At 35.6% G+C, this 22,593-nt stretch carries 26 protein-coding genes and 2 pseudogenes; 11 read left to right on the forward strand and 17 right to left on the reverse strand.

Annotated elements, in window-relative coordinates; all coding sequences use genetic code 11:
- Positions 1–184: 184 nt before the first annotated feature.
- On the forward strand, positions 185–412 hold the full coding sequence (locus MHB53_RS08455; RefSeq protein ID WP_340917188.1) for an IDEAL domain-containing protein: 228 nt from the start codon (positions 185–187) through the stop codon (positions 410–412).
- A gap of 80 nt (positions 413–492) precedes the next feature.
- Here the strand turns inward: MHB53_RS08455 and MHB53_RS08460 are convergent, their stop codons facing one another.
- Positions 493–1,758: a M48 family metallopeptidase gene (locus tag MHB53_RS08460; RefSeq protein WP_340917190.1), complete on the reverse strand. Its 1,266-nt coding sequence runs from the start codon at positions 1,756–1,758 to the stop codon at positions 493–495.
- A gap of 237 nt (positions 1,759–1,995) precedes the next feature.
- On the opposite strand from MHB53_RS08460, the gene mgrA reads away from it, so the two are divergent.
- Complete coding sequence (mgrA, locus tag MHB53_RS08465) at positions 1,996–3,000, forward strand: L-glyceraldehyde 3-phosphate reductase (RefSeq protein ID WP_340917192.1); 1,005 nt, start codon at positions 1,996–1,998, stop codon at positions 2,998–3,000.
- A gap of 47 nt (positions 3,001–3,047) precedes the next feature.
- Here mgrA and MHB53_RS08470 read toward each other — a convergent pair.
- The 6 genes and pseudogenes from MHB53_RS08470 to MHB53_RS08495 form a co-directional block, all read right to left on the reverse strand.
- Positions 3,048–3,357 (reverse strand): annotated as a pseudogene (locus tag MHB53_RS08470) (AzlD domain-containing protein).
- A gap of 98 nt (positions 3,358–3,455) precedes the next feature.
- Complete coding sequence (locus tag MHB53_RS08475; RefSeq protein ID WP_340925019.1) at positions 3,456–3,638, reverse strand: hypothetical protein; 183 nt, start codon at positions 3,636–3,638, stop codon at positions 3,456–3,458.
- A gap of 49 nt (positions 3,639–3,687) precedes the next feature.
- Positions 3,688–3,804 (reverse strand): annotated as a pseudogene (locus MHB53_RS08480) (AzlC family ABC transporter permease); the annotation flags it as partial.
- A complete protein-coding gene (locus tag MHB53_RS08485; protein ID WP_340925021.1) occupies positions 3,777–4,136 on the reverse strand; it encodes a hypothetical protein in 360 nt (119 codons plus the stop codon). The pseudogene MHB53_RS08480 and the gene MHB53_RS08485, both read right to left, overlap by 28 nt.
- 303 nt (positions 4,137–4,439) lie before the next feature.
- Entirely contained in the window at positions 4,440–5,429 is a 990-nt protein-coding gene (locus MHB53_RS08490) for a lipoate--protein ligase (RefSeq protein WP_340924557.1), read from the reverse strand.
- Between the two features lie 19 nt (positions 5,430–5,448).
- Positions 5,449–6,183, reverse strand: coding sequence for an MBL fold metallo-hydrolase (locus MHB53_RS08495; RefSeq protein WP_340917194.1), 735 nt, complete (start codon positions 6,181–6,183; stop codon positions 5,449–5,451).
- Between the two features lie 252 nt (positions 6,184–6,435).
- Between MHB53_RS08495 and yhfH the strand changes: the two genes are divergently transcribed.
- The 5 genes from yhfH (at position 6,436) to MHB53_RS08510 (ending at position 8,338) form a co-directional block, all read left to right on the forward strand.
- Complete coding sequence (gene yhfH, locus MHB53_RS08500) at positions 6,436–6,561, forward strand: protein YhfH (protein ID WP_340917195.1); 126 nt, start codon at positions 6,436–6,438, stop codon at positions 6,559–6,561.
- 547 nt (positions 6,562–7,108) lie between these two features.
- On the forward strand, positions 7,109–7,486 hold the full coding sequence (locus tag MHB53_RS26310; RefSeq protein ID WP_445661411.1) for a DUF3231 family protein: 378 nt from the start codon (positions 7,109–7,111) through the stop codon (positions 7,484–7,486).
- A 48-nt stretch (positions 7,487–7,534) separates the two neighbouring features.
- The gene (locus tag MHB53_RS26315) at positions 7,535–7,732 is read left to right on the forward strand and encodes a DUF3231 family protein (RefSeq protein ID WP_445661507.1); all 198 of its coding nucleotides are present in this window, start codon (positions 7,535–7,537) and stop codon (positions 7,730–7,732) included.
- Between the two features lie 151 nt (positions 7,733–7,883).
- Positions 7,884–8,018 (forward strand): DUF3231 family protein, encoded by a 135-nt coding sequence (locus tag MHB53_RS08505; RefSeq protein ID WP_340924558.1) that lies wholly within the window; start codon positions 7,884–7,886, stop codon positions 8,016–8,018.
- 29 nt (positions 8,019–8,047) lie between these two features.
- A complete protein-coding gene (locus MHB53_RS08510) occupies positions 8,048–8,338 on the forward strand; it encodes a hypothetical protein (protein ID WP_340917197.1) in 291 nt (96 codons plus the stop codon).
- A 430-nt stretch (positions 8,339–8,768) separates the two neighbouring features.
- On the opposite strand, the gene MHB53_RS08515 is transcribed toward MHB53_RS08510, so the two are convergent.
- The 3 genes from MHB53_RS08515 to MHB53_RS08525 all read right to left on the reverse strand — a co-directional run bounded on the left by MHB53_RS08515 (position 8,769) and on the right by MHB53_RS08525 (position 10,578).
- A complete protein-coding gene (locus MHB53_RS08515) occupies positions 8,769–9,317 on the reverse strand; it encodes a GNAT family N-acetyltransferase (RefSeq protein ID WP_340924561.1) in 549 nt (182 codons plus the stop codon).
- Positions 9,318–9,354: 37 nt separating this feature from the next.
- Positions 9,355–9,945: a GNAT family N-acetyltransferase gene (locus tag MHB53_RS08520; protein WP_340917199.1), complete on the reverse strand. Its 591-nt coding sequence runs from the start codon at positions 9,943–9,945 to the stop codon at positions 9,355–9,357.
- A 90-nt stretch (positions 9,946–10,035) separates the two neighbouring features.
- A complete protein-coding gene (locus MHB53_RS08525) occupies positions 10,036–10,578 on the reverse strand; it encodes a histidine phosphatase family protein (RefSeq protein WP_340917202.1) in 543 nt (180 codons plus the stop codon).
- Positions 10,579–11,323: 745 nt separating this feature from the next.
- Here MHB53_RS08525 and MHB53_RS08530 point away from each other — a divergent pair.
- Positions 11,324–11,722, forward strand: coding sequence for a DUF4870 domain-containing protein (locus tag MHB53_RS08530; RefSeq protein WP_340917204.1), 399 nt, complete (start codon positions 11,324–11,326; stop codon positions 11,720–11,722).
- Between the two features lie 149 nt (positions 11,723–11,871).
- Here MHB53_RS08530 and MHB53_RS08535 read toward each other — a convergent pair whose 3' ends face one another.
- The 4 genes from MHB53_RS08535 to MHB53_RS08550 all read right to left on the reverse strand — a co-directional run bounded on the left by MHB53_RS08535 (position 11,872) and on the right by MHB53_RS08550 (position 16,647).
- Positions 11,872–12,369: a DUF1854 domain-containing protein gene (locus MHB53_RS08535; protein WP_340917206.1), complete on the reverse strand. Its 498-nt coding sequence runs from the start codon at positions 12,367–12,369 to the stop codon at positions 11,872–11,874.
- Positions 12,369–14,558, reverse strand: coding sequence for an ABC transporter ATP-binding protein (locus MHB53_RS08540; RefSeq protein WP_340917208.1), 2,190 nt, complete (start codon positions 14,556–14,558; stop codon positions 12,369–12,371). Before MHB53_RS08540 ends, MHB53_RS08535 begins: the two co-directional genes overlap by 1 nt.
- A 499-nt stretch (positions 14,559–15,057) precedes the next feature.
- Positions 15,058–15,666: a YdcF family protein gene (locus tag MHB53_RS08545; RefSeq protein ID WP_340917210.1), complete on the reverse strand. Its 609-nt coding sequence runs from the start codon at positions 15,664–15,666 to the stop codon at positions 15,058–15,060.
- A 276-nt stretch (positions 15,667–15,942) separates the two neighbouring features.
- Entirely contained in the window at positions 15,943–16,647 is a 705-nt protein-coding gene (locus tag MHB53_RS08550; RefSeq protein WP_340917212.1) for a class I SAM-dependent methyltransferase, read from the reverse strand.
- Positions 16,648–16,806: 159 nt separating this feature from the next.
- Here MHB53_RS08550 and MHB53_RS08555 point away from each other — a divergent pair, with 159 nt between their 5' ends.
- Complete coding sequence (locus tag MHB53_RS08555) at positions 16,807–16,998, forward strand: hypothetical protein (RefSeq protein WP_340917214.1); 192 nt, start codon at positions 16,807–16,809, stop codon at positions 16,996–16,998.
- A 39-nt stretch (positions 16,999–17,037) separates the two neighbouring features.
- Here MHB53_RS08555 and MHB53_RS08560 read toward each other — a convergent pair whose 3' ends face one another.
- Complete coding sequence (locus MHB53_RS08560) at positions 17,038–17,604, reverse strand: GNAT family N-acetyltransferase (RefSeq protein WP_340917216.1); 567 nt, start codon at positions 17,602–17,604, stop codon at positions 17,038–17,040.
- 365 nt (positions 17,605–17,969) lie between these two features.
- On the opposite strand from MHB53_RS08560, the gene MHB53_RS08565 reads away from it, so the two are divergent.
- Positions 17,970–18,566 (forward strand): class I SAM-dependent methyltransferase, encoded by a 597-nt coding sequence (locus MHB53_RS08565; RefSeq protein ID WP_340917219.1) that lies wholly within the window; start codon positions 17,970–17,972, stop codon positions 18,564–18,566.
- Between the two features lie 414 nt (positions 18,567–18,980).
- Here the strand turns inward: MHB53_RS08565 and MHB53_RS08570 are convergent, their stop codons facing one another.
- Positions 18,981–19,328 (reverse strand): helix-turn-helix domain-containing protein, encoded by a 348-nt coding sequence (locus MHB53_RS08570; protein ID WP_340917221.1) that lies wholly within the window; start codon positions 19,326–19,328, stop codon positions 18,981–18,983.
- A 358-nt stretch (positions 19,329–19,686) separates the two neighbouring features.
- On the opposite strand from MHB53_RS08570, the gene MHB53_RS08575 reads away from it, so the two are divergent.
- Positions 19,687–20,256: an SCO family protein gene (locus tag MHB53_RS08575; protein ID WP_340917223.1), complete on the forward strand. Its 570-nt coding sequence runs from the start codon at positions 19,687–19,689 to the stop codon at positions 20,254–20,256.
- Between the two features lie 41 nt (positions 20,257–20,297).
- Here MHB53_RS08575 and MHB53_RS08580 read toward each other — a convergent pair whose 3' ends face one another.
- On the reverse strand, positions 20,298–22,550 hold the full coding sequence (locus MHB53_RS08580; protein ID WP_340917226.1) for a YhgE/Pip domain-containing protein: 2,253 nt from the start codon (positions 22,548–22,550) through the stop codon (positions 20,298–20,300).
- Between the last annotated feature and the right edge of the window lie 43 nt (positions 22,551–22,593).

Genomic DNA, 22,593 nt, shown 5'->3' on the forward strand with positions numbered 1-22,593 from the left:
TTTGTATGTATATTTACCTACTCACAAAGAACTATATCATAACAATTTACTCTTGTCACCATCTTTATTCAAAATTATCCGAAACTTCCCTCTAAATAATTTCATTTGAAAATTCAAACTCTTTTGATTGATTTTTTTTTATGTTGCATGTATAATTAAAAAAAGGTATCAGGGGTGATCATCGATGGAGAAGAAGAAATCCTATCAGGAATTGCTGAAAGAGTATACGATGACCCAGATTCAAAAAGAAACATCTGAATTGGAAACACAAATTGATTTATTTTTAAAAGGGATATTGAAGAAGAGACAAGAGAAAAAACTTCGTTTAGACATTGACAGAGCACTTGACAGCAAGGACAAAGAATCCTTTTGTTCGCTTTCCAAAGAATTATCAATCTTATTAAGTGAATAACCGCAAATAAAAACATCCCCTTTATTATAAACGGGATGTCTTTTTATGGAAGTAAATATGTGGATGATTACTGTGCATATTCACTTTTCTTTTATTTGATATTCTTCGATCATTTGAATTCGCTCGAGCATAGTAGGATGGCCATAACGAAAAAGCTTTACTAAGGATGGTGGGTTTACCTGGCTAAGCCCAGCTTTTGTCAAACTTTGAAATGTCTTTACACCGGCTTCTTTGTCCTCAGTCATCTCGATAGCATATATGTCAGCTCTTGTCTCTTGGTAGCGCGACACCCAGTTCGTCAGCGGACTTGCTACAAATAGGAGAACCGATGTGACTAAAAGGAATGCAGGCAAGGAACTTATATTCATCACACTTTTAACCTTCCATGACTTTCCTCGCCGAGCAATCCACCACTCCATTATCTTAGCAGTGAGCCAGAGACCAACCAATGATAATAGCACATAGCCTGCAATACCAATATAAATATGCTTTTCTACGTAATGCCCCATTTCATGAGCCATAATGAACAAGATTTCCTCATCTGTCAGCCGTTCAAGCGTCGTATCCCAAAGTACAATTCGTGAATTCGAGCCAACACCTGTCACATAGGCGTTTAAAGAATTTGTTTTACTCGACATATCGACTTCATATACATGTTGAGCGGGAATATTCGCCTCATCTGCCATTGCTAATATTTTTGTTTCAAGTTCTTTATCCTTCAAAGGATAAAAGTCGTTATACAAAGGATCAATAAGCACGGGCTGGATAAACATCATAAAAATGGAAAATGGGATCGACAGCACCCAAGCTGCAAGCCACCAGCGCTTTTTGAACTTTCTCATCAACGCGTACAACACAGTAATGATGAGAAGCATTGTTCCGTATTCCACCCAAAATCCAATGAACTTATCCTTCATCCATGACGAAAATATTTGCGTGGAAATATTGTATGACTTTGAAATCATGAAAGAAAGATAACTCAATGGAAACATAATAATAAAAGATATAAGTGAAAGCCAAAATAAATAAATGGAAATTTTGATTACAAAAAATTTGGATGTGTTATCTGCCCAGCGTTCAAATGCGGAGGAGATGCCAAAGATCAAAAGGAAAAAATAAAAGAGCCATTCATATGGCGTCGCTAAAAAAAAGAGCAAATTACGAATTTGTGAAAATTCCTCACTCAACATTAGTTCTCGACTATTGAGAAATGTCGCTGGATCCACCTTTGTTCCTTGAAGCGCCTCAGGGATGGAAGTATCCACCATATAAAATAAATAAGCATACATTACAATACCAAATAAAACATAAGCCAAGATTGCTCTAAGCGCCCATTTTCTAATCATAATTCAAACCTCCTGTCCATCTCTTATTATATGTAGAAAAAATAACTTCAATTAGAACTAGCTATTTATTATTTTTTATCTAGTATTCGGAGATCTCGCTATGCGATTAAAGGTTATCAAATTTTAGAATATAATGCATTATGCCATATAAAGAATTAAAAAATCATATATTTAAATGCTTATCAACAGTATAATTAAGATGATTTTAACTTTAAAGTAGAAAGGTTGGTATTTTATATGACTTATCAAGCAAGTGAAAGCCGATACAATGAAATGACTTATAATCGTTGTGGAAAGAGTGGCCTTAGATTACCAGCGATCTCATTAGGTTTATGGCAAAATTTCGGAGGTAATATGCCTTTAGAAAACTCTCGTGAGATGATTTTACGTTCTTTTGATTTGGGAATCACTCATTTTGATTTAGCTAATAATTATGGCCCCCCTGCTGGCTCAGCTGAGGAAACGTTTGGACAAATTTACAAGCAGGATTTAGCAGTATATAGAGATGAGCTTCTCATATCGACAAAAGCTGGGTATCATATGTGGCCAGGCCCGTATGGCGAATGGGGTTCAAGAAAAAATCTATTATCTAGTCTTGACCGGAGCTTACAGCGTATGGGTCTTGATTATGTTGATATTTTCTATTCCCATAGACCTGATCCTGATACACCATTAGAAGAAACAATGGGGGCATTGGATCACGCTGTTCGTTCGGGAAAAGCTCTCTACGTTGGTTTATCCAATTATGGCCCAGAACAAACACAGCAAGCAATTGAAATTTTACATAAACTCGGGACACCTTGTCTTATTCATCAGCCAAATTATTCGATGCTAAACCGCTGGATTGAAGATGATTTAACTGATGTTTTAACTGAAAGCGGTGTAGGGTCCATTGCCTATTGTCCGCTAGGTCGAGGGCAGTTAACACATAAATATGTAGATAAAATAGATGCCGAATCGCGTTCTTCATCTAGCACACTGAAGCCTGAAACGTTCACTACAGAGCGCATAGAAAGCTTTCGTCAACTAGAAAAAATGGCAATAAAACGCGGGCAAACCTTGTCTCAAATGGCACTTAGTTGGGTTCTTAGAGAAGCTGGTGTAACTTCCGCATTAATTGGAGCAAGTCGCGTCAGCCAGATTGAAGAAAACGTACAAGCGTTAAATCAAGGTGATTTTTCTGAAGAAGAATTGAAGGAAATTGATCTAATCTTGGAAAACATCAAAAATGTTCCTTGGTGAGACAAATGAATGCCATCGCTTATACACGATGGCATTTTTAAGCTAAGTTATAGTATCCAAGAATAGGCACTCAAAATGGCAATAGCCCCAAGTACAACTACTATTACATTTGCACCAAGAAAAGCGATAAGGAAGCAGCTGCCATTCCTACAATTCCGAACATCATCTCGCCTTCTTGAATAAAAAAAACAGCAGGGAATATTAGCGCTCCAAGTGTTGCATACGGGACATTTTTAGTACTCCTTGTACAAAAGGAGAAAGCTCTTTGCCTCTAAACATAATAAATGGAATCATTCGCGGCAAATAGGTGACAACCGCCATGCCGATAATCGTAATGATAATAACCGAGCTACTCATGGCGCGGCTGTCTCCTTTCTTCGATCGTTTCGCATACTTCTATAAGTACCGCTGACAATATTGTTGCGGCTATAATCCCCCAGCCTTTACTCATCATTTCAGAAAAAAACAAAAATACTATTGAACGATGCCGCTAGTAATGCAAGATATGCTACTTTTGCACTCTTTCTCATAGACGGAACAAGTAAGCCAACAAACATCGCATATAAGGCGATTGCCATGCTTTCTTGCAATACCTGAGGTAAGCTCGCTCCAATAACAAATCCAATTCGAACAAACACACCAGCTTAAATAAGCAATCAAGTTGAGACCGAATAAATACCCAGTAGACACGGTTCCTGATTTTGTTGCAGCAACTGAGAAGGTCTCGTCCGTAACACCAAATGCGTATATCGCCTTTTTCCAAGGAACCTCATCTTCTACTTTTTCATTGAGAGAGGTCGACATAGATAAAGGTGGTTAAAATCATCTCTACTACACCAGTACCAAACGCAAACATATTTAGTGCAATATACTTCATTTGTCATATCCATAATCATTCTATTTTTATACTCACAAAAGGAAACACCGGAATTGGGCATTCCCCAACCGAAACGTGTATCTTTCTGGCAATAATCTAGCACATAAAAAACAGCCAGATCGGCAATTGTTGACAAATGAAGATTAGAGGATAACTCCGGAAATATATCAGCAAGAAAACGATCAGTCATGTCCCTGATTTGCTCTTTCGTCATCGTTTCCTCCAGGGGATCCTCTTCTAAATCATATTCAGCATACATTCGTAATTGCCCATCCTCAGTTAGCCCAATTTCTCTAGCAAGCTCGCCAGTAATCAGCGTCTTTTCTCCTTTTAAAATAAGGCTGTAATTTCTTGATTATCGCTTCCATTGCAATCTTCTTTTGTACTTATCTACATTTATATAGTGTCAGAAATTTGTTAGTTCTGTTTATTAGTGATTGCTTACGATACTAGGTATTTTATTATTTTCACTTTACTGCAAAAAAGCGCCCACATTCTATCGGCATTTCAAAAAAAGGATAGAACGCGTCGCCTTGACCAGCATTCTATCCTTCAGATTGATTTAATAGATCAATTCAACAATTTCATCATTAGTAACATTTCCGAAGTAATGTGGAATCTCGATATCTGCTAACGCTCTAGCAATATCAGACCGCTCATAACGAATTCCTGTCAGGCGCTTTTCAATTTCACTTACATCACCAACACCAAAAAAGTCACCAAATATTTTGCAATTCGTAATTTGACCTTTATGAATATCCAGGCGGAATTCAATATGGCCTACGGGAAAGCGATGTGAATGCTGAATATTAAAGTTTGGTGATTTTCCATAGTTCCAATCCCAGTTTTGATAACGTTTTTTTGAAATTTCATGAATTTTTTCCCAATCCTTATCTGTAAGCTTATATTCGGGGATTGGGTCAACGTTTTCAAAAATATTGTGTAGTAGTACTTCTTTAAATTGTTCAATCGTTAATTTTTCTTCCAGAAATTCAGATATATTCGCAACTCGGCTCCTGATCGATTTAATTCCTTTAGACTCTATTTTATCTTTCCGAACGTTTAAGGCAGAAACAACATTTTCAATTTCAGAATCAAACATAAGTGTACCGTGACTAAACATTCTACCTCTAGTTGAAAATTGAGCATTACCCGAAATTTTCCGCTCACCAACAAGAATGTCATTACGTCCCTTCATTTCCGCATCAACACCAAGTTTCTTCAATGCTTGAACAACTGGTTCAGTAAACTTTTTGAAGTTAAGAAAACTTTCTCCATCATCTTTTGTAATGAAACTGAAATTCAAATTGCCATGATCGTGATAGACAGCACCACCACCAGATAATCTACGAACAACATGTAACTTGTTTTTCTCTACATAATCTGTGTTGATTTCTTCAATTGTGTTTTGATTTTTCCCAATAATAATCGAAGGCTCATTAATATAAAATAATAAATAAGACTTGTTTACATCTAAGTTTTTCAAAGCATATTCCTCAATCGCCAGGTTTATTCGTGGATCAGTAATCCCTTGGTTATCAATAAATAACAACTTCATCTTCTCCTTTTTTTCAAACGGTAATTTTCAAACTTCGTGAAGCAAGGCAAACCTCGCCTGTAAAATTTTCTTTGGCTTCTATTACTAATTGCTGTAGGTCACCAAAATGCGGTAAATGTGTAAGAACAAGTTTTTTTACATTTGATTTGGAAGCGAGTAGTCCCGCTTCTTCACTAGTCATATGTCCCGCTGCCGCAGCATCCATGCCTTTATAAAAGTTCGATTCACAAAGAAGAACATCCGCCTCGCTAGCAAAATCGATTAACTCTTCAAAATAACCTGAATCCGCAGTATATACAAGAGTTTTCCCACCAGCAGAAATTCTCATCGCGAAGCATATTGCTGAATGCTTCGTCTGTAAAAATTCAACCGTATAAGGACCAATATGGAAACTTTTATCCTGCTCATAGGCTATCCCTTTTGTAATATCCTTATAGGTTAAAGTTGCAAATGCCATTTTGTCTTGCTGATGACCATATATAGGTACATTTTGATTCGTTCCACTCATATATTTATCAATTAAAAGTGCATGCTGAAGTACACCAATATCTGCAATATGATCAGCATGATAATGCGAAAGTACAACTGCATCCAGCTCTTCTGGCTTTATATACACTTGTAGCTGTGATAAAACTGCACTTCCACAATCCATTAAAAGTTTAAACCCGTCATGTTCTAACAAATATCCAGAGCTCGCTTCCCCTACTTTGGGATAACCGCCCCAATGACCGATCACTGTGATCTCCATCTTCAACACTCCTTCGAACGACATTCATTCCTCTTTTACTATACTTTATTTCATCCAATTCATCTATTTTTTCACTTTTTAATAAAAACACCAGCGAAACTAGATACAGAAATGCATTATTAAAGTGGAATCTCTGAGAAAATTATATTTTCTAATATTTAAAAAATACTGTTGACACTCACATAACTGTTATAATACAATGTGAATAACAAAGGACAGTACTACTACAAAAACAACAGGAGAGTGAAGATAATGATTCAAAATGTAGTCGACTTTTTCAAAAACTTGCCTCCAAAGATATGTACTAATTGCGGAGATCAAGTTGCAGAACAACATGAATGCTATGGTACTACTTGCGATAAATGTACAAAACTTTAATAAAAAGCAACAACCCCCAATACTAAAAAGGGGTGTTGTTTTTTCTGTTATGGAACAGTTGGAGAGTGAATTTGTTTTAACTATTATATAACACGTTTAAAAGTTAAAATTTAGATGACGATAAATTATTCACCTTTTAGATACCCCACATCATTCATTTATCATAGTATTCACAAGATCAGATAGCCATTTTGCTAATAAAAACACCATCGCATTTCTCTAACACTAGAATTATAATATTCTCATTTACAACCAACAATATTTTCTCCTCTATTGAAAACAGATTTAGATTGTACATATCACGATATAGATCTCCCTCTCCTAAACTTAACGGATATAGTATAAATACGTTAAAGACCACAAACTATCCTTCAGTACGAATGTACAAACGGTTGCTAAAGGATGACTGGAGGTACCACCGAAATTGGATGGTTGATTTCTTATCGATTCTGTCGAAAACGAGCCATCCAATTTAATGCTCCCACATAAAATCTGGAGGGGATATAAATGAAATTATTGGAGGGGTTAACATGATTATCAAGCCAAATTGACTTCAGCGGAAATCTCTAATCTATGGACAACTTATCAAGCTAGCACCATGATTATTTGTGGTGTAAAGTACTTTTTAGCAACCGTTGAAAATGAAAATATTTGTGAACTCCTAAAGTATGCGTTGGACTATTCTCAAAAACGCGTTCAAACCATCACACATATGCATGGAACAATACCCAATTCCAGTCGGCCAAACCAGGTGCTTACGGAAGCACCTCGTTTGTTTTCCGATACAATGATACTACTTTACATGTTGAATATGTGTAGCTTTGATTTAAGTGCACAAAGCGTCATGCATTCTCTTTCAACACGGGATGATACGGATGCTTTTTATTCTGAATGTATCGCACAAACAAGAGAACTGTCGGATTGATCAAGAAAACTCGCATTAAAAAATGGTCTATTTGTTCGCGCGCCTTATATTCCAACACCTGAGCAGGTCGATTTTGTTAAGAAACAACCATTTTTAAATGGATGGTTGGGTGATCGTCGTCCGCTTTTGGGGATTGAAATTGCAAATCTTGTTTATAAAGCAGAAAGAAATACACTCGGTGAAGCCTTAATAACTGGATTTAGTCAGGTTGTCAAATCAAAGGAAGTTCGACAGTTCATGCTATGAGGTAGGGATATTTCTTCGAAGCACTTTGAGGTTTCTGATTTACATGAGGAACATCTGTCATCAACTAAGATTATGACTTCAGAGGTAACAAATTCCACCGTTCCGCCATTTTCCGATAAATTAATGATGCTTCAGGGATTGGTCAATATCGATTAGCCATGATCAAGATTTAGGATTGGTGTACACCCGTTTAATGGCTAAGATTGCGAAATATGCCGAAGAGGGGGCAAACATTATGATTGACAACGGTTGGATGGAAGAACCACCCAAAGCAGCAAATCGATGAATTAGCAAAAAAAAGAAAAGAGTAATTTAATGGAGAAACTCTTTTGGAGTATTGCTTTGCCTGACCTTGGGCAATTGCTAAATGGTAAATATTTAAAGGGTGTTTTGTTCATCCTCCTTGAGTTTTCAATCAATATACAGGCAAACTTTATTGAAGCCATCTTATTGAGTTTTCATGGAATATTGAAGAAGCAATCAGTAAACAAATTATGGATGGTTGATGTTTTATCCCTGTCTATAATTCTTTGCGATGCGGGATGCCTACAAAGACGCAAGAGCTGGAAAACACCAATATTCTTTTTCTTCCCTTTGTCTTTGTAGCCTATTCAGTGACGGTCGGATTAATGTATTCTTTGATATTAGCCTTATTAGGGGTGTTATGTACCTATCCTTTTTGTGATACCGGGGACAATCTCAGGATTTTTCATTCGATTTCTTTTGTTGAAATATACATAATGAAGATAAATCATCATATTCGTTCCAATAAATATAAATATTTCCCCGTTATCGATATTTTTCGCTCCTCCATTAAAGGACGTGTTTTTGGAGTTACGAAAAAAAAAACAATTTTTCAATTTTAATGCTGTGGAATAGGGATTTTTAATATTGAATTTCCTTAACGTCCTACACTACCCATTGTTTAGGATTTTTACTTTTTGATTCGATTGATTTTCAAGGACTTTGTATATTATTAATCTTTGATAAACATTAGTCGATGACGATAAATTATATAATCTTTCGTGAAACCCCATCATACACCGTTTTTTGTATATTCCATTAACCAACAATCACGGTATTCACCTTCGTGAAGCTCGTGTTTTGGTAGGAGTTTCACTTTTTGAAAACCACATTTTTCGTAGCAATGAATCGCTCTGTCATTCCATGTTTGCGGATCCATCACAATCTTAATGGACTGTTTTTGGCCAATTAAATAATTAACCATAGAATGAATGAGTGCCTGGCCTATACCTCGATTCCAATAGTTTACTTCTCCGATAAATTGATCCATACCAAAAATAACTACTTTTTCGTCAATCGGATAATCGTACACTTCCATAGTTTTTTCATCTAGCAGATAAAATTGAATATAGCCGATTGCAACACCTTCAAATTCAATGATAGATCGATTTATATCCTCTTCGTTAAAAAAAGTTTTCATAACCTTGTAAATATCAAAAGCATTGTCTCGTCCTTCATAGTATTCCAAGATTTCAGGATCAGAAAGCCATTTTGCTAATAATACATCGTCGCTTCGTTCTAACTCCCTAACAATAATACTATCTTTTTCAAACAACAATATTTTCTCCTCCATTGTAAACTGGATTGGATTGTCTATATCACGAATGATTTATTTTTTCTGAATGTGGAATTAAAAACTCTTCTTTTAATATAGAAAATATTTTTAAGTCTTGATGTTCTCCTTTTATACATATTCCTTTTCTACTTATGCCTTCAAAAGACATTCCTACCTTTTCCATTACTCGTTGTGATCCAACATTTTCTACAAGGCATCTCGCCTGGATACGAGTTAATTCCATTTTTTCAAAACCAAATCTAATGATTTCCTTAGCTGCTTCCGTAGTTAACCCTTTTCCCCAATATGCTTGTGATAGGACATATCCAATCTCAGCACGATGATGATTTGGTTGCCACGAAACAAAGTCTATCGTCCCTAAAAGTTTTCCATTTTCCTTATATTCCATTCCCCATGGAGCTACTTTCTTATTTTCATATTGACTTAAAACAAATGCGACAAATTCTTTTGTCTCCATAATTGACCTATGCGTATCCCAAGTTACATATTTTGAAACAACTTCATTCGATCCATACTTATATATATCATCCACATCAGCCATGGTTATTTTTCTGAGAATAAGCCGTTCCGTTTCTAAAACAGGCAAATCACTATAAACCGCTTCTATCTTCACAAAGAACGCCTCCCAAATGTGTATGTACTTCAATTTTTTTAATGCGTACATCTATATCTCTTCAATTCATCATATTCAAATGAATCTGTGTTATTTCCAAATCCGTTGAATGGTAGATTGATTGTTTTTTAACCTCAATAAATATATATCGGGATTACTAAGCTTTAGCCAACAATCAAAGCCAAAATCACTACGATACTTCTTTATTAGTAAACTCATCAAATTTCCGTGAGTAACAATCAACGTGTTTTCAGCATTACCTTTCAAAATATCCTCAACTATATTTACCGCTCGCCCCATAGCCTCATTACTTGACTCTCCACCGACAAAACTAAGATCCATATCACTAAATGTTGCTTTAAGCTTTTCAAGCCAATCTGGAAGTTCAGTTTTACTTAATATCCGCTCTGATAGTCTGTCATCTGTTTCAAGTTCAATCTTCGCTTGCTTTGTTAGTGGTTCAATTGACTGAATAGCTCGTAAAAACGGACTTGCAATAATTCGATCCAATTTAATATTTGAAAAAAAGTTAGCTACATAGATGGCCTGATCAAATCCTTTTTCAGTGAGATTTGCTTCCTTAGATTGCCCTTGTGCTTCACAATGTCGAACAATATAAATCTTCTTTTCCATACTTCACCTCTCGCAAAACGATTTCAAATCAAATCTTCCAATTACAGATCCATATACAAATACTCATTTAAGAGGAACATTGTGAAAAAAGAATACCTATAAGTATAATTATCGCTATTGTAATAATCTTACTTAAGCAGCCTCCTTTCATTGAAGCACCAAAATCCCCACCCATGGAACCATTAACAGAGTCGGCGAAATTACTCATAGGATTTTTCTTTTACTCTTTATTTTGTGTTTTATCTTGATTATTGCTCAAGTTGTTTCCTCCTTAAAATACTCCATTCGTTTATTTTTTCGCTTTCCATTCAGTTATAAGCAATCATCATAATATTCTATTTCTCGTGATTCATTCTACATAAATAAAGGCACTATTAATAATTCCCTTCTTCAAAAACCCCTATAATGTTCTTCGTCAAGCACAATTAAATGTCCTTTTTATTCACAATGCTACACATATAAGAGTTCACATCCATTGCTATAAGCCCATTTACTCCCACATCTGCTAATGTTATTAAGATTTGGAAGGTTAATTGATTGAAGTACCATTTGGTAAAATACGGTAGTCGCAATCGGTTACATCAGAAATCAGGAAATTTGAACCACGGGTAATAATACCCTATTTCAAAGAAAATTATAGGTATTTAGTGTTATCTTTCCATATTCAGATGGTAAATACCGGTTTTTATTGATACACTTTTAAACATCTAAAATCATATATATTACAGAAAGGCAGGTAAAAAAAATGGAGGATCAACAAAATATTCAACCAAAAGATAATCCCACATATATAAAGTCATCGACGGGATTAGAGAATAATATCGCAGGACTTTTATGTTACTTAGGAGTATTTGTTACTGGTATTATTTTTTTCATACTAGAAAAGAAAAGCCCATTCGTTAAATTTCATGCAATGCAATCAACCGTCACATTCGTCGGCCTTCAAATTGCAGCTTACGTAGTAGGTTTCGTCCCGTTTTTTGGTGGAATACTAGGCACACTCATTCAATTATTAAACTTAATATTATGGATTGTGCTGATGGTCAAAGCTTATAACAAAGAACTGTTTAAATTACCCATCGCTAGTAGTATTGCTGAAAGTTTAGTAGTTAAATTTGAAAATAAAACAAATACGAATGCCTAAAACAACTAAAAAACTTGCGAATGAATGGTCATCAATTAAATTCATTCTCGCAAGTTTTTTTTAGATATTATCAATAATGCTTTTTATTCCGCTCCGTATTCCTTGGTATTAATTTTTCTTTATGTAATATTCCACTTATAACATCACCATCACATAATTTTCTGCAATTCCTTCATACTATTAAAATCAAGTTGGTTTCTGTCCGCTATTTCACATCTTAACCCATCAATATCCGTAAATAAAATTCTTTCCGAATTTAAAATTTTAATGTGTTCATGAAGATTGCGCATCAGCATACGTAAATTTCCCCGGTCTGTAATGAGATCGAACACCCATAGCCCCGGTTCCTGTTTTATTTTCTTGATTTTCGTCACCTTCGGAATTAAATAACGGAGATGCAACTCTGTTTCCAACTCATCTCTGCTCAGTGAATCAAGCTCAGACAAATCTTTTACAATACCTAACTCCTCCCCTTCAGCATTCCTAAACGAAATATATTGTGCTGGTTTGGTAAAAGGAAAAGCCTGATAAATAATTACTTCCTCATGCATATCTCCCTTTATTACTGCCTGCAATAATCCTCCTGTCTGTCTCTGTAATTGAATCTCACCCGGTTGTAAAAAAAGTGAATCAAATAACTCTTCCATTAGCTTACAACCCCTTTTATTTTTGAAAGTTCCTTTTGGGCTTCTACAAGTTCATGATACTTTCCACGTAGTGCTATTAATTCCTCATGTGTACCGCTTTCAATCATTTTACCTTTATCAATCACAACTAATCGATCCGCGTTTCTTAATGTGGAAAGTCTGTGAGCAATCGCAAATGTTGTTCTTCCCTTAACTAGTCGCGAAATAGCTTCTTGAATTTTTCGTTCGGTTTCAGTATCCACTGAAGCAGTCGCTTCGTCTAATATCAAGATGCGCGGATCATGAAGGATAGCTCGTGCAATAGCGATTCGTTGCTTTTGACCACCTGATAAGCGATGACCTCTTTCACCAACCATCGTATCATAACCATCTGTCATCTCTACAATAAAATCATGAGCATTTGCAATTGTTGTCGCTCGAATAATTTCTTCAGGACTAGCATCAGGTTTTGAATAAGCAATATTTTCTGCTATGGTACCATCGAAAAGAAATGTTTCTTGTAGCACGACACCAATTTGTTTATGAAGATCTTCTTGTTCGATGTTTCTTAAATCAATTCCGTCAATTGTTATACTTCCTTGGTTAGGATCATAGAATCGACATATTAAATTAATCAAGGTCGATTTCCCCGCACCGGAATGACCAACTAGTCCAATCATTTCTCCAGGCTTCACACTTAAATCTACATTTTTTAACGCGGGTTCGTGTGACTCGTATCCAAAAGTTACATGGTTCAGCCTGACATGTCCTTCTATCCTCGGTAAGGATGTAGCATTTGGTGAATTCGGTACATCATTAGGTGCATCTATTACTTCAAAAATTCGATCAGCAGCCGAAAAAGCACTATTCATCCAGTTAATTGCCTGACTAAACCATTGTAACGGGGCCATCAACATACCTAAATAGGAGATAAAAGCCATTAATGTTCCTAGCGTAATCGTTTCGTTAATGACGCCCCATCCACCAAAGTACCATATCAATAATGTACTAGAACCAGTGATAAAAGATAATAAAGGGAAGATACCTTGCCAAAGTCCCTCTGTCTTGATTGTTTCCTTTACTAACTTTGTGCTTCCATCCATGTATCTATCTGTTTCTTTTCTTTCCTGACCAAATGCCTTTACAACTCTAAAACCCTGCAATGAATCTCCTACAATTTGATTGAGTTTGTTAATCGCACGCCATTGCCGGTACCATCGAGTGCGCACATATGGTCTAATAATAAATGATGTGAGTATAATCAAAGGTGTCGGCAATAATGCCCACAATGCAAGCTGCCAATTTAAGCTAAGCAACATCGCTAGAATAGCGATAAACATAAGCACTTGACCAAAGATATACATGACACCATCTGTTAGGAACTGCCGAATGGCTTCCGCGTCACTATTCACCCTACCGATGAATTGTGATGTTTGTCGACGATCAAAATAACTTAAAGAAAGCCCAATAAGAGATTGATATGTATCTTTCCGAATATCTCCCATGATATTACTACCAATCCGAACCCCCACATATCCTCTTAATGCGGTTGTTAATGCGCTGATAAATTGTGTTGCACCAATAGCCACCACTAGTAATAATAAAATGGAACCCATATTTCTTGCTTGTAGCACATCATCAACAATAACTTTCGTAATAAATGGTGGGGCTAACCCTATTAAAGTAACGATAATCATTAATAACGCTGCTAGCACCATTTGCCCCTTATATGGTGTGGCATATTGAAGTATTCGCGTAATGACTTTCTTCTTATCTATGCACAAGGGACAAACGTTAGTTCCCTCCTGAAGTCGGCGATTACATATTGGGCAATTCCTCGGCAAATCTTTTTCCGAAATGGATGGGAGATCCTCCCCTTTACACCATTTTTCAATTACATTTGCCACAATGGAGAACTTTCCTGATAAACCAGCCGTGTATCTTAAAAAGACAATTGGACCTGTTGTGCTTTCAATAATGAGGTTGCCACAACCTATTGAGGATATAGTACGGGCTCCTTGCACCTCACTGAAAAGTAGATTCTTTATGACCTCTCCCTCTTGACCCAACACTGAAATTCCTGTTTCAGTTATAATGAGCCATTGTTCAATAAAAGTCCCCATTTCATCAACGTCTGTTTTAGCAACTAATTGTAAAGAGCCACTTATGGTATTCTTTATGTGACTTGGCAAAATATCAAGCATATACATGCTAAACCTCCATACATTCCTCTTTTTTCATTAATATAAGTAAAACGTCCTCATGGAAGTGATTTCATAAAATTATGTTTAGTAGTATAATATTTTCAGATTTTTGTTTTAGCTCCTATTTTACTTTTACATGTTAAATTTCCTACCTTTTCATCTCACTCCCTTGTCAACTTTGTATGTTGTTATTCATTTACCTTCATTAATATTTTACATTCAATTACACTTCTTTATTGAAAGCGCTGTCTATCGTTTAAATAAAAAAGTGTCTTTTTAAAATTCAAGACCGTTCAAGTCCACAACATTACCTCCACTTTTAATATAATACTCTATTTCCAGCTCTTATTTTACAATTTTGTAAATTTTTATACAAATTTGAAGATTATTCATTGGATTTACAATCCTTTTGACCTATTTCCGATGTAAATGTGCTCCTAAGGAGAGATCAATATTCTTCCAACCCACATCAATGTTCTTGGGCTGGTATAAGGAACGATAGAAATTATCTGAAGTGTATATGATCATCTACAATTGAGCCTAACCGCACATAATTTATTATTTTATTAGACTCTGCAACGACCCTCTGTCTACCATATACATTTAAAAACCAGTTTTCTTGTTTTGTATTTTGATCTTCAGCTGGACAAAGGGAATACTTTATCCAACTTGGCATATATGTTTTTAAGGTTAGATACGTTCTGCGCATATGGTAACTAGCTGTTACAATCAATAATCTTTCAATCTTATGCAGCTGAAAAAGTCGATCTAAAACGATTAATGAAGCTAGTATATTTTCCTTTGTATTAGTAGAAACAGTTTCGACTAGTATATCTTTTTCTGGTATTCCTAACTCCATGGCCTTGGCTTTTAAAAGCATTGCTTCAGGTAAAGAATTGCCGTTCCATGCTACGCCCCCAGAAAATAATATTTTATTAGCTCTCCCCTCTTTGTACAATTGAATAGCTTTTGGTAATCGGTATTGGACTGCTTTACTGCTACCAAAAACAAATATACAATCCCCTTTTTTAAAGTCATCATTTATGTCGGCATATAGTAGGTTCGTCATTAATTTATCTGTTAGTTTCTCGGGATTTAATTCAGAAATTTTCAATTATTCATCCTCCCTTTTAACTTACTTTTTTTCAATGATCGCAAACTATTTTACCTTCCAATAGCTATTCAGAAAACGGCATTTTATATTAATATGTTTTGCAAAGAAACGATATGACTAGAATGCTTTACTCTCCTTTAAAAACAACTCTTTCACAATACTAGAAGTACCCCCAAAATAGTTTTTACTGGGCCTTTTAATTTCGTATTCAGTAAGGGGCGCATCGAAGGAGATACTGAATTTAAATAACAGCAATATTTCTTTTCATTTAAATTTTTATTTGCACGCTTTTATAATTATAAAATGGGGATTTTTCATTAAATTTTCGTACTTTTCCGGCTCGAGTGCTTTAAATTTTATAGTCGGTTGAGGTTCTACAACTCTTTCAATTGTAAAATACTCCAATGTTTCCTTTAGAATCAAATGAAGTGGTCGGCGATAAAATGGAACTTCAAGCATCTTGCCTCCTCTTTTCCATTCATCAATAATAAGTTCAGTAGAAAAGTAATCTTTACTTTCGGACATTTTGATATCCATAAATGGATGATGGACTGAAAATAGCAGTTTACCTTCTGGCTTTAATATCCTTCTGAATTCACTAAATGTTTTATTCCAGTCCTTAATATAATGAAGTACCAACGAACTAACAATGAAATCAAATGATTCATCTTCGAAGGGGAGCTTATCTTCTAAATTCATGCAAAAAACATCTGATTTTTCTCCAACCCTTCTTTTAGTTGCTGCAACCATATTTGGACTAATATCCGTCGCAGTTACTTTAGCACCAAGTTTGGCTAATTGTAATGTGTACCATCCAGCCGCACAACCTGCATCAAGTATGTGTTTGTTTGCTATACTTTCTGGAAGTTGAGAAATCATTGCTGGTCTTTCATAAGCTATGTTATACAAATTTTTATAATCTACATTATGTTCATAATCATGCGCCAATTGATTATAAGTTTCCTTCACACTTTTATTCATTTTTTATCTCCTTTGTTTTATTTGATATCATCACATTATGAATTCTATATCTATTTGTTATCCCCTTCATAAGGTTTAATACTTCACACTTATTTAGGTAATGGTTAGTATACTTTTGAATATACATGAATGGATGATTCATGTAGGAAGGAGATATTCATGTTGAATTGGATTCTCATCATCACTATTCCGATTATTGCCTTTGCTCTTTTTGAGGAGTTAATCTATTTCTTTGTTAATCGAATTATCTTTAGGGTTGCAGCAGAAGAAGAAATGACGAAAAAAGTGAAATGGAGTGAGAAAATAAAGTTACTCACAAACAAATTACGATTGAAAGATAAATCTCTCTAGACTTTATTATTGACTAGAGAGTCCTTCTTTTCACTCATTTTACGTATTAAATACGCTGGATCCCTTTTCTTTCCAATCTTCAGCTAGCATTCCGTAAACGATATGGTCAACATGATGATCATATAGCCACTCTGCCTGTCTAATTCGACCTTCATTTACAAAACCTAATCTTTCTGGGATCGATCTACTTTTCTTATTTTCCACAGCAGCTCGAATATCCACCCGATTTAATTTTAATTCATTAAAAGCATAGTCAGTTAAGCCTTTTGCGACCTTCGTCATAATTCCATTTCCTTGATATTCCTGTCCAAGCCAATAACCAATATATGCGATTCTGTTTGACCAATCAATTTCATTAAAACCAGCAACACCAACGATTTCTCCATTGAATAAAATAACGGTGTTCATACTTTTATTCTTGGCATAGCTTGTTAAACATAATTCTATAAATACTTTTGTATCCTCTACCCTTTTATTTGTATCAAGCCATGGAAGCCATTTCCGCAAGTAACCTCTAGATTGATTCGTTAACGCAAAGATCCTTTCACTATCTTCTAATTGAATCAATTTCAAATATAATTCCTCATCAATTTTATGCACAAACATATTATGCCCCCCTCAACAGAAATCAAAGTTCTATATATTGAATATTAACACATTCAGATAAGCCCTGATTTTTAGTATCTTTCTTTACTGATAATGAATTCGACGAAACACAAATAGAGTTTAGTTCAATTCACTACCAGTTAAGAATCTGCAATTTTTTCCGCAAGGTAATGTGGCATAAATGTTGGAATTCGAGGAAATTCACATGAAGAGGAAAAAGAAAGTCCAGCCTGCTAGAGCAGAAAGTATTCCGATGTCATTCATATTAGTCCACTCCTTTTCTTTTCATTATGGGGATTTTTTGTTTAAGATTGATTAAGAATAACAAATGACATTCTACAGTTAAAATAAAAGGAGAATAGACTATGAACCCCTGGAATATTCGTTTTCGAGATGAGAACTATGTTTACGGTACTGAACCAAACGTATTTTTAACAGAAATACAGAAAAGACTTCAATTAACAGGTGATGCTTTGGCAATTGCGGAAGGTGAAGGCCGTAACGCAGTTTTTTTAGCTGAACAAGGAATGAATGTAACTGTTTGGGATTACGCGGAATCTGGGCTAGAAAAAACTAAAAGGCTTGCTGAAACTCGAGATGTTGTCGTTAAAACAGAACTTGCTGACTTAAATGAGGCGCTATGGAAAAAAGATCAGTGGGATGAGCTTGTTTGTATATTCGGACATTTCCCAACAGAATTACGAAAGAAAACACTTCAGGAAGTGAAAGAAGCAGTTAAGCCAGGTGGATATTTTATAACAGAAGTATATTCAATTCACCAAATTCCATATCAAAGTGGAGGCCCGAAAGATTTAGACTTTTTATATACTCCAGAAGAGTTTTTACAAATCTTTTCAAATTGGCGGATTGTTCACTTTTTTATGGGTGAGGTTGATCGTCATGAAGGAGAACTGCATAAGGGCTTGTCACATGTTATTCAGTTTGTTGGGCAAAAACACTGAACCTATTAGAACATTCGTACAACCTATTCGCAACTCGTAGAAAATTCAATCTTAAAATAAGTCCTCTTAAGCCAGTAGGTTAGTAATCATTTGTTGTTTGTCTTAGAGATTAATTGTGGCCTTCGTATTTTTTCAATTCGATGACAAACAAAACCACCAAAGGATGAGCGCAAACTCACATTTTGGTGGTTTATTTACGTTTGGCCGAATGTCTTCAGTTATGAAAAATCAAAGATTTTCACTAAGTGATTTTCAAAGCGCATTCAATCGAGTTTACAAATTTCCCCCAGATAACCTGTACCGTTCCCCGCAATTCGGAGGAAACCGTGCAAGGCTCCTTTCTTCAAGAGAACTAAAATTATGTACTTCCTCTATCTTTCAGGGTACTCCTTGCACATACTATGTAACAAAATCTTATGGACCTTGCCTTAATCGCTGCCTTTTCCACATCGTATATTCTATGAAATCCTTCATTTCTTCTAACTGCTTATCATTCATTTGCACAATACATTTCCTTAGAGAAATAAAATGTGCAATAGATTGGTTTTTCTCTTCAAAAGTAATATTTGTACCATTGAGCAAATACTCTAAACCTACATCTAATGCAGTCGCAATTTTCACAATGTATTCTTCAGTTGGATTGCTCTGTAGATTTCTTTCAATTATCCTTAAATATGTCTGAACAATGCCAGTTCTCTTTGAAAGTTCGGCTAATGTAAGTCCTTTTTCCGTTCGTATTTGTCGAATTCTACTACCAATCATCGCTTATACTCCTTTCCAATCATCCACTTATACTGCGTTTACACTAAAAAACGAGTAAATTAAGTATATATATCTACTTTAAATAACTTTATAACGAACGAATGCGCAAAAAAAAACATTGTCAGCGTAAATACTCATTAACATCTTTAATTAAGCGTTCTTTAAATAGAACGTTTCATAAAGCCAATATAACAAATAATACCCATTATGTCTACATCTTATTTTTTTCCAATATTTCGCTGATTAATGTACTACCTTTTCATATTTGGATATTTTCCGAACAATCGTTGATAAGGTCCTAAAATCCCTATACGTCGGCTATAATAGAGGCAATTGTATTTACTAGGAGGTTTGTTTTTTGAAGAAGCTTTTGTTATTAATTCTTCTGTCTATCGTACTTATCTTAAGTGCCTGTTCTTCCGAAAAAAGAGGTACTCCAATTAAGGATTTTAATTATACGGATCAAGATGGTGAACCTTTCGGGCTCAAAGATTTGGAAGGAAAGGTATGGGTAGCAGATTTTGTATTCACGAATTGTACAACTGTTTGTCCGCCAATGTCTGCTAATATGAGTATGCTTCAACAGGATGTCATTGATGCAGGTCTTGAAGATGTACATTTTGTGTCTTTTAGCATTGATCCCGAAATTGACTCTCCCGAAGTGTTAAAGAAATATGGAGAAGCATTCGAAGCTGATTTTTCCACTTGGCACTTTCTAACTGGGTATTCTCAAAAAGAAATTGAAGACTACGTGCCGAAAAATTTTAAAACAATTGTCAAGAAACCAAGAGATGATGATCAAGTCATTCATGGAGTTAGTTTTTATCTACTAAATAAAAATGGTGAAATTATTGGTGATTACCCTGGTGATACAGATGTACCATTCAAACAAATTTTGAAAGATATTAAATCAGCATTAAAATATTAAAAACATGCAGGATGGGTAAAATCCCAATCCTGCATGTTTTTTTATGCCTCTACTTGCTTATCTCCATCTCCATAAGCAAATTGTCTTTTAAATTTATAACGAAAGAATCCAAATGTTAATCCCATAAACGCAAGCGAGTATGCGCCAAGAATACCTAGGTTCTTCCACATATAACCGAAATCACCGCTTGAAATTACAGCTTTATATGCTTGAACTGAATAAGTCATAGGCAATGCAGCATTAAATGGCTGTAGTGGTCCCGGTATTAGTTCAAGCGGGAATGTTCCTGCGCTTGTTGTCAGTTGTAATATTAATACAATAATCGCAATGAAACGTCCCGGATCACCGAGTATCGTGACTAAAAATTGAATAAGCACGATAAATGTTAGGCTTGTAATGATCGTTGTAGTAATGAATAGCGGAATGCTTTGCACTTCAATCCCAAGACCGAATAGCATAATCGCAACTGCTAACAACGACTGTACAATACCGACAATGGCAATGACTCCGAATTTCCCGAAAAACCAAGTTAGACCATTTTTCGGTTTAACAGCAGGATCACGAAGCGGGAAAACTATTGAAAGTAGCAATGCCCCTACAAACAATCCCAGTGATAAGAAATATGGTGCAAAGCCTGTACCGTAGTTTGGAACATGGTTAATTCCATTATTTTTCACTTCGACAGGTTCACCCATCATATCGTACGTGCGGTCATCAGCATGAACAGAGCTTGATTTTTCCGCAGCATCACCGAGTTTTTCATTTAATTCGGTTGTTCCATCCGTTAACTTTTTCGTACCATCTGCGAGTTCACTCGATCCATCAGCAAGTTGACGGCTACCATCACTTAATTTATTTGAACCATTCGCAAGCTCATGCACTCCGCCAGTTAATAATGATGCACCACTCATAAGTTTTCCTGCACCAGCGTTAGCGTCTTGCAATTTTTGATCAAATAATACGATTCCGTCTGCTAATTTCAATTGACCTTCTTCTAGTTTTCCAACCCCGGCTAGCAGATCATTTGAACCTGTAGCAAGTTCACCAAGACCAGACTGCAATTGCTTTTGACCAGCATTGACTTCAGCTAGTTTATTTGCAATTGTACTTGCTCCTGTTTGTAACTCACCTGCAGCAGATTGAAGTTGGTCCGTTCCCGCAGCTAGATTTCCACTACCAGCCTCTAACTGTTCAATACCAGCTTCAAGTTCTGCTTTCAATTGATTGCCTAATTCTACCTTCACTTCTTCGGGAATTGGTAATGGGGCAAGTTTAGCGTCCAATCCCGCAAGCTGTGATTTCATTTGTTTGATTCCAGCATGTAATTCTGTTGCACCTTGCGCAACTTGTGTAGCACCATTTTGGAATTCTCCCAATTTATTCGCTAATTGATCAGCACCATTTTTAATTTGTTCTGTTCCAGCGTTGATTTCTCCCATCGAGCTACCTGCTTGTTTAATCCCGGCGTTCACCGCTTTCGCACCATCAGCTAGCTGAGCAGCTCCATCACTTGCTGATTTGGCTCCATCAACTAGCTGCCCATGTCCGTCAACAAGTTGATTCAATCCATTTGCAAGATCCTTTGTTCCTTTAGCAAGTTCTTCTGTACCAGATTGTAGAGTAGAGACACCTTGATTAAATTCTAGTGATTTAGCAGCTAGATTATTTAAATTTTCATGTAGCTTATTTGAACCAGAAAGTAATTCCCCAGCACCTTCATTTAATTCTTTTGTTCCATCACTCGCATGAGCAAACCCATCAGCCATTTCTTTGACTTTATCAAACATTGTCTCTGCATACGTAGCTGTTACTTCCTTCGCTACAGCAGATTTAATCTGATCAACCGCAGTCTCACCGATCTGAGCGGAGAGGAAGTTAAAGCTCTCATTTGGAATATATTTCAACTCAAGCTTCTGAGGTTCTTCATTTAGTAATGTCGTAGCGTTTTCTGAAAAATTATTTGGTATTTCGATTAGTAAATAATACTTTTGTTGTTCCAAATCCTTATAACCTTGTTTTTCACTAACCACATCAAAAGTAAATTGATCATTTTCCTTCAACTTATTGACTAAGTCATTTCCTAAATCTAATTGTTCTCCTTCAAACTCAGCACCTTTATCATTATTTATTACAGCCACTGGCATATCTGCAAGTCGATCATATGGATCCCAAAAAGCCCAAAGGAACATGCCACTATATAAAATTGGTACAAGCATCACAGCGATAAGTGGAATTAGCAACTTTTTATTTTTGAATATTTTTTTCCATTCTGCTGAAAATAACGTTTGTTTCATAATTAAAATACTTCCTCCTATGCAACGATACATTTTGACTACT

It is taken from the genome of Bacillus sp. FSL K6-3431 (assembly GCF_038002605.1).
Classification (GTDB): domain Bacteria; phylum Bacillota; class Bacilli; order Bacillales; family Bacillaceae_C; genus Lederbergia.

Coding starts and splice junctions, on each gene's coding strand:
- MHB53_RS08455 (WP_340917188.1), top strand. CDS start 185: ATGGAGAAGAAGAAATCCTATCAGGAATTGCTGAAAGAGTATACGATG.
- MHB53_RS08460 (WP_340917190.1), bottom strand. CDS start 1,758: ATGATTAGAAAATGGGCGCTTAGAGCAATCTTGGCTTATGTTTTATTT.
- mgrA (WP_340917192.1), top strand. CDS start 1,996: ATGACTTATCAAGCAAGTGAAAGCCGATACAATGAAATGACTTATAAT.
- MHB53_RS08485 (WP_340925021.1), bottom strand. CDS start 4,136: ATGTATGCTGAATATGATTTAGAAGAGGATCCCCTGGAGGAAACGATG.
- MHB53_RS08495 (WP_340917194.1), bottom strand. CDS start 6,183: ATGGAGATCACAGTGATCGGTCATTGGGGCGGTTATCCCAAAGTAGGG.
- yhfH (WP_340917195.1), top strand. CDS start 6,436: ATGATTCAAAATGTAGTCGACTTTTTCAAAAACTTGCCTCCAAAGATA.
- MHB53_RS08510 (WP_340917197.1), top strand. CDS start 8,048: ATGGAGAAACTCTTTTGGAGTATTGCTTTGCCTGACCTTGGGCAATTG.
- MHB53_RS08525 (WP_340917202.1), bottom strand. CDS start 10,578: ATGGAAAAGAAGATTTATATTGTTCGACATTGTGAAGCACAAGGGCAA.
- MHB53_RS08530 (WP_340917204.1), top strand. CDS start 11,324: ATGGAGGATCAACAAAATATTCAACCAAAAGATAATCCCACATATATA.
- MHB53_RS08535 (WP_340917206.1), bottom strand. CDS start 12,369: ATGGAAGAGTTATTTGATTCACTTTTTTTACAACCGGGTGAGATTCAA.
- MHB53_RS08540 (WP_340917208.1), bottom strand. CDS start 14,558: ATGTATATGCTTGATATTTTGCCAAGTCACATAAAGAATACCATAAGT.
- MHB53_RS08550 (WP_340917212.1), bottom strand. CDS start 16,647: ATGAATAAAAGTGTGAAGGAAACTTATAATCAATTGGCGCATGATTAT.
- MHB53_RS08555 (WP_340917214.1), top strand. CDS start 16,807: ATGTTGAATTGGATTCTCATCATCACTATTCCGATTATTGCCTTTGCT.
- MHB53_RS08560 (WP_340917216.1), bottom strand. CDS start 17,604: ATGTTTGTGCATAAAATTGATGAGGAATTATATTTGAAATTGATTCAA.
- MHB53_RS08565 (WP_340917219.1), top strand. CDS start 17,970: ATGAACCCCTGGAATATTCGTTTTCGAGATGAGAACTATGTTTACGGT.
- MHB53_RS08570 (WP_340917221.1), bottom strand. CDS start 19,328: ATGATTGGTAGTAGAATTCGACAAATACGAACGGAAAAAGGACTTACA.
- MHB53_RS08580 (WP_340917226.1), bottom strand. CDS start 22,550: ATGAAACAAACGTTATTTTCAGCAGAATGGAAAAAAATATTCAAAAAT.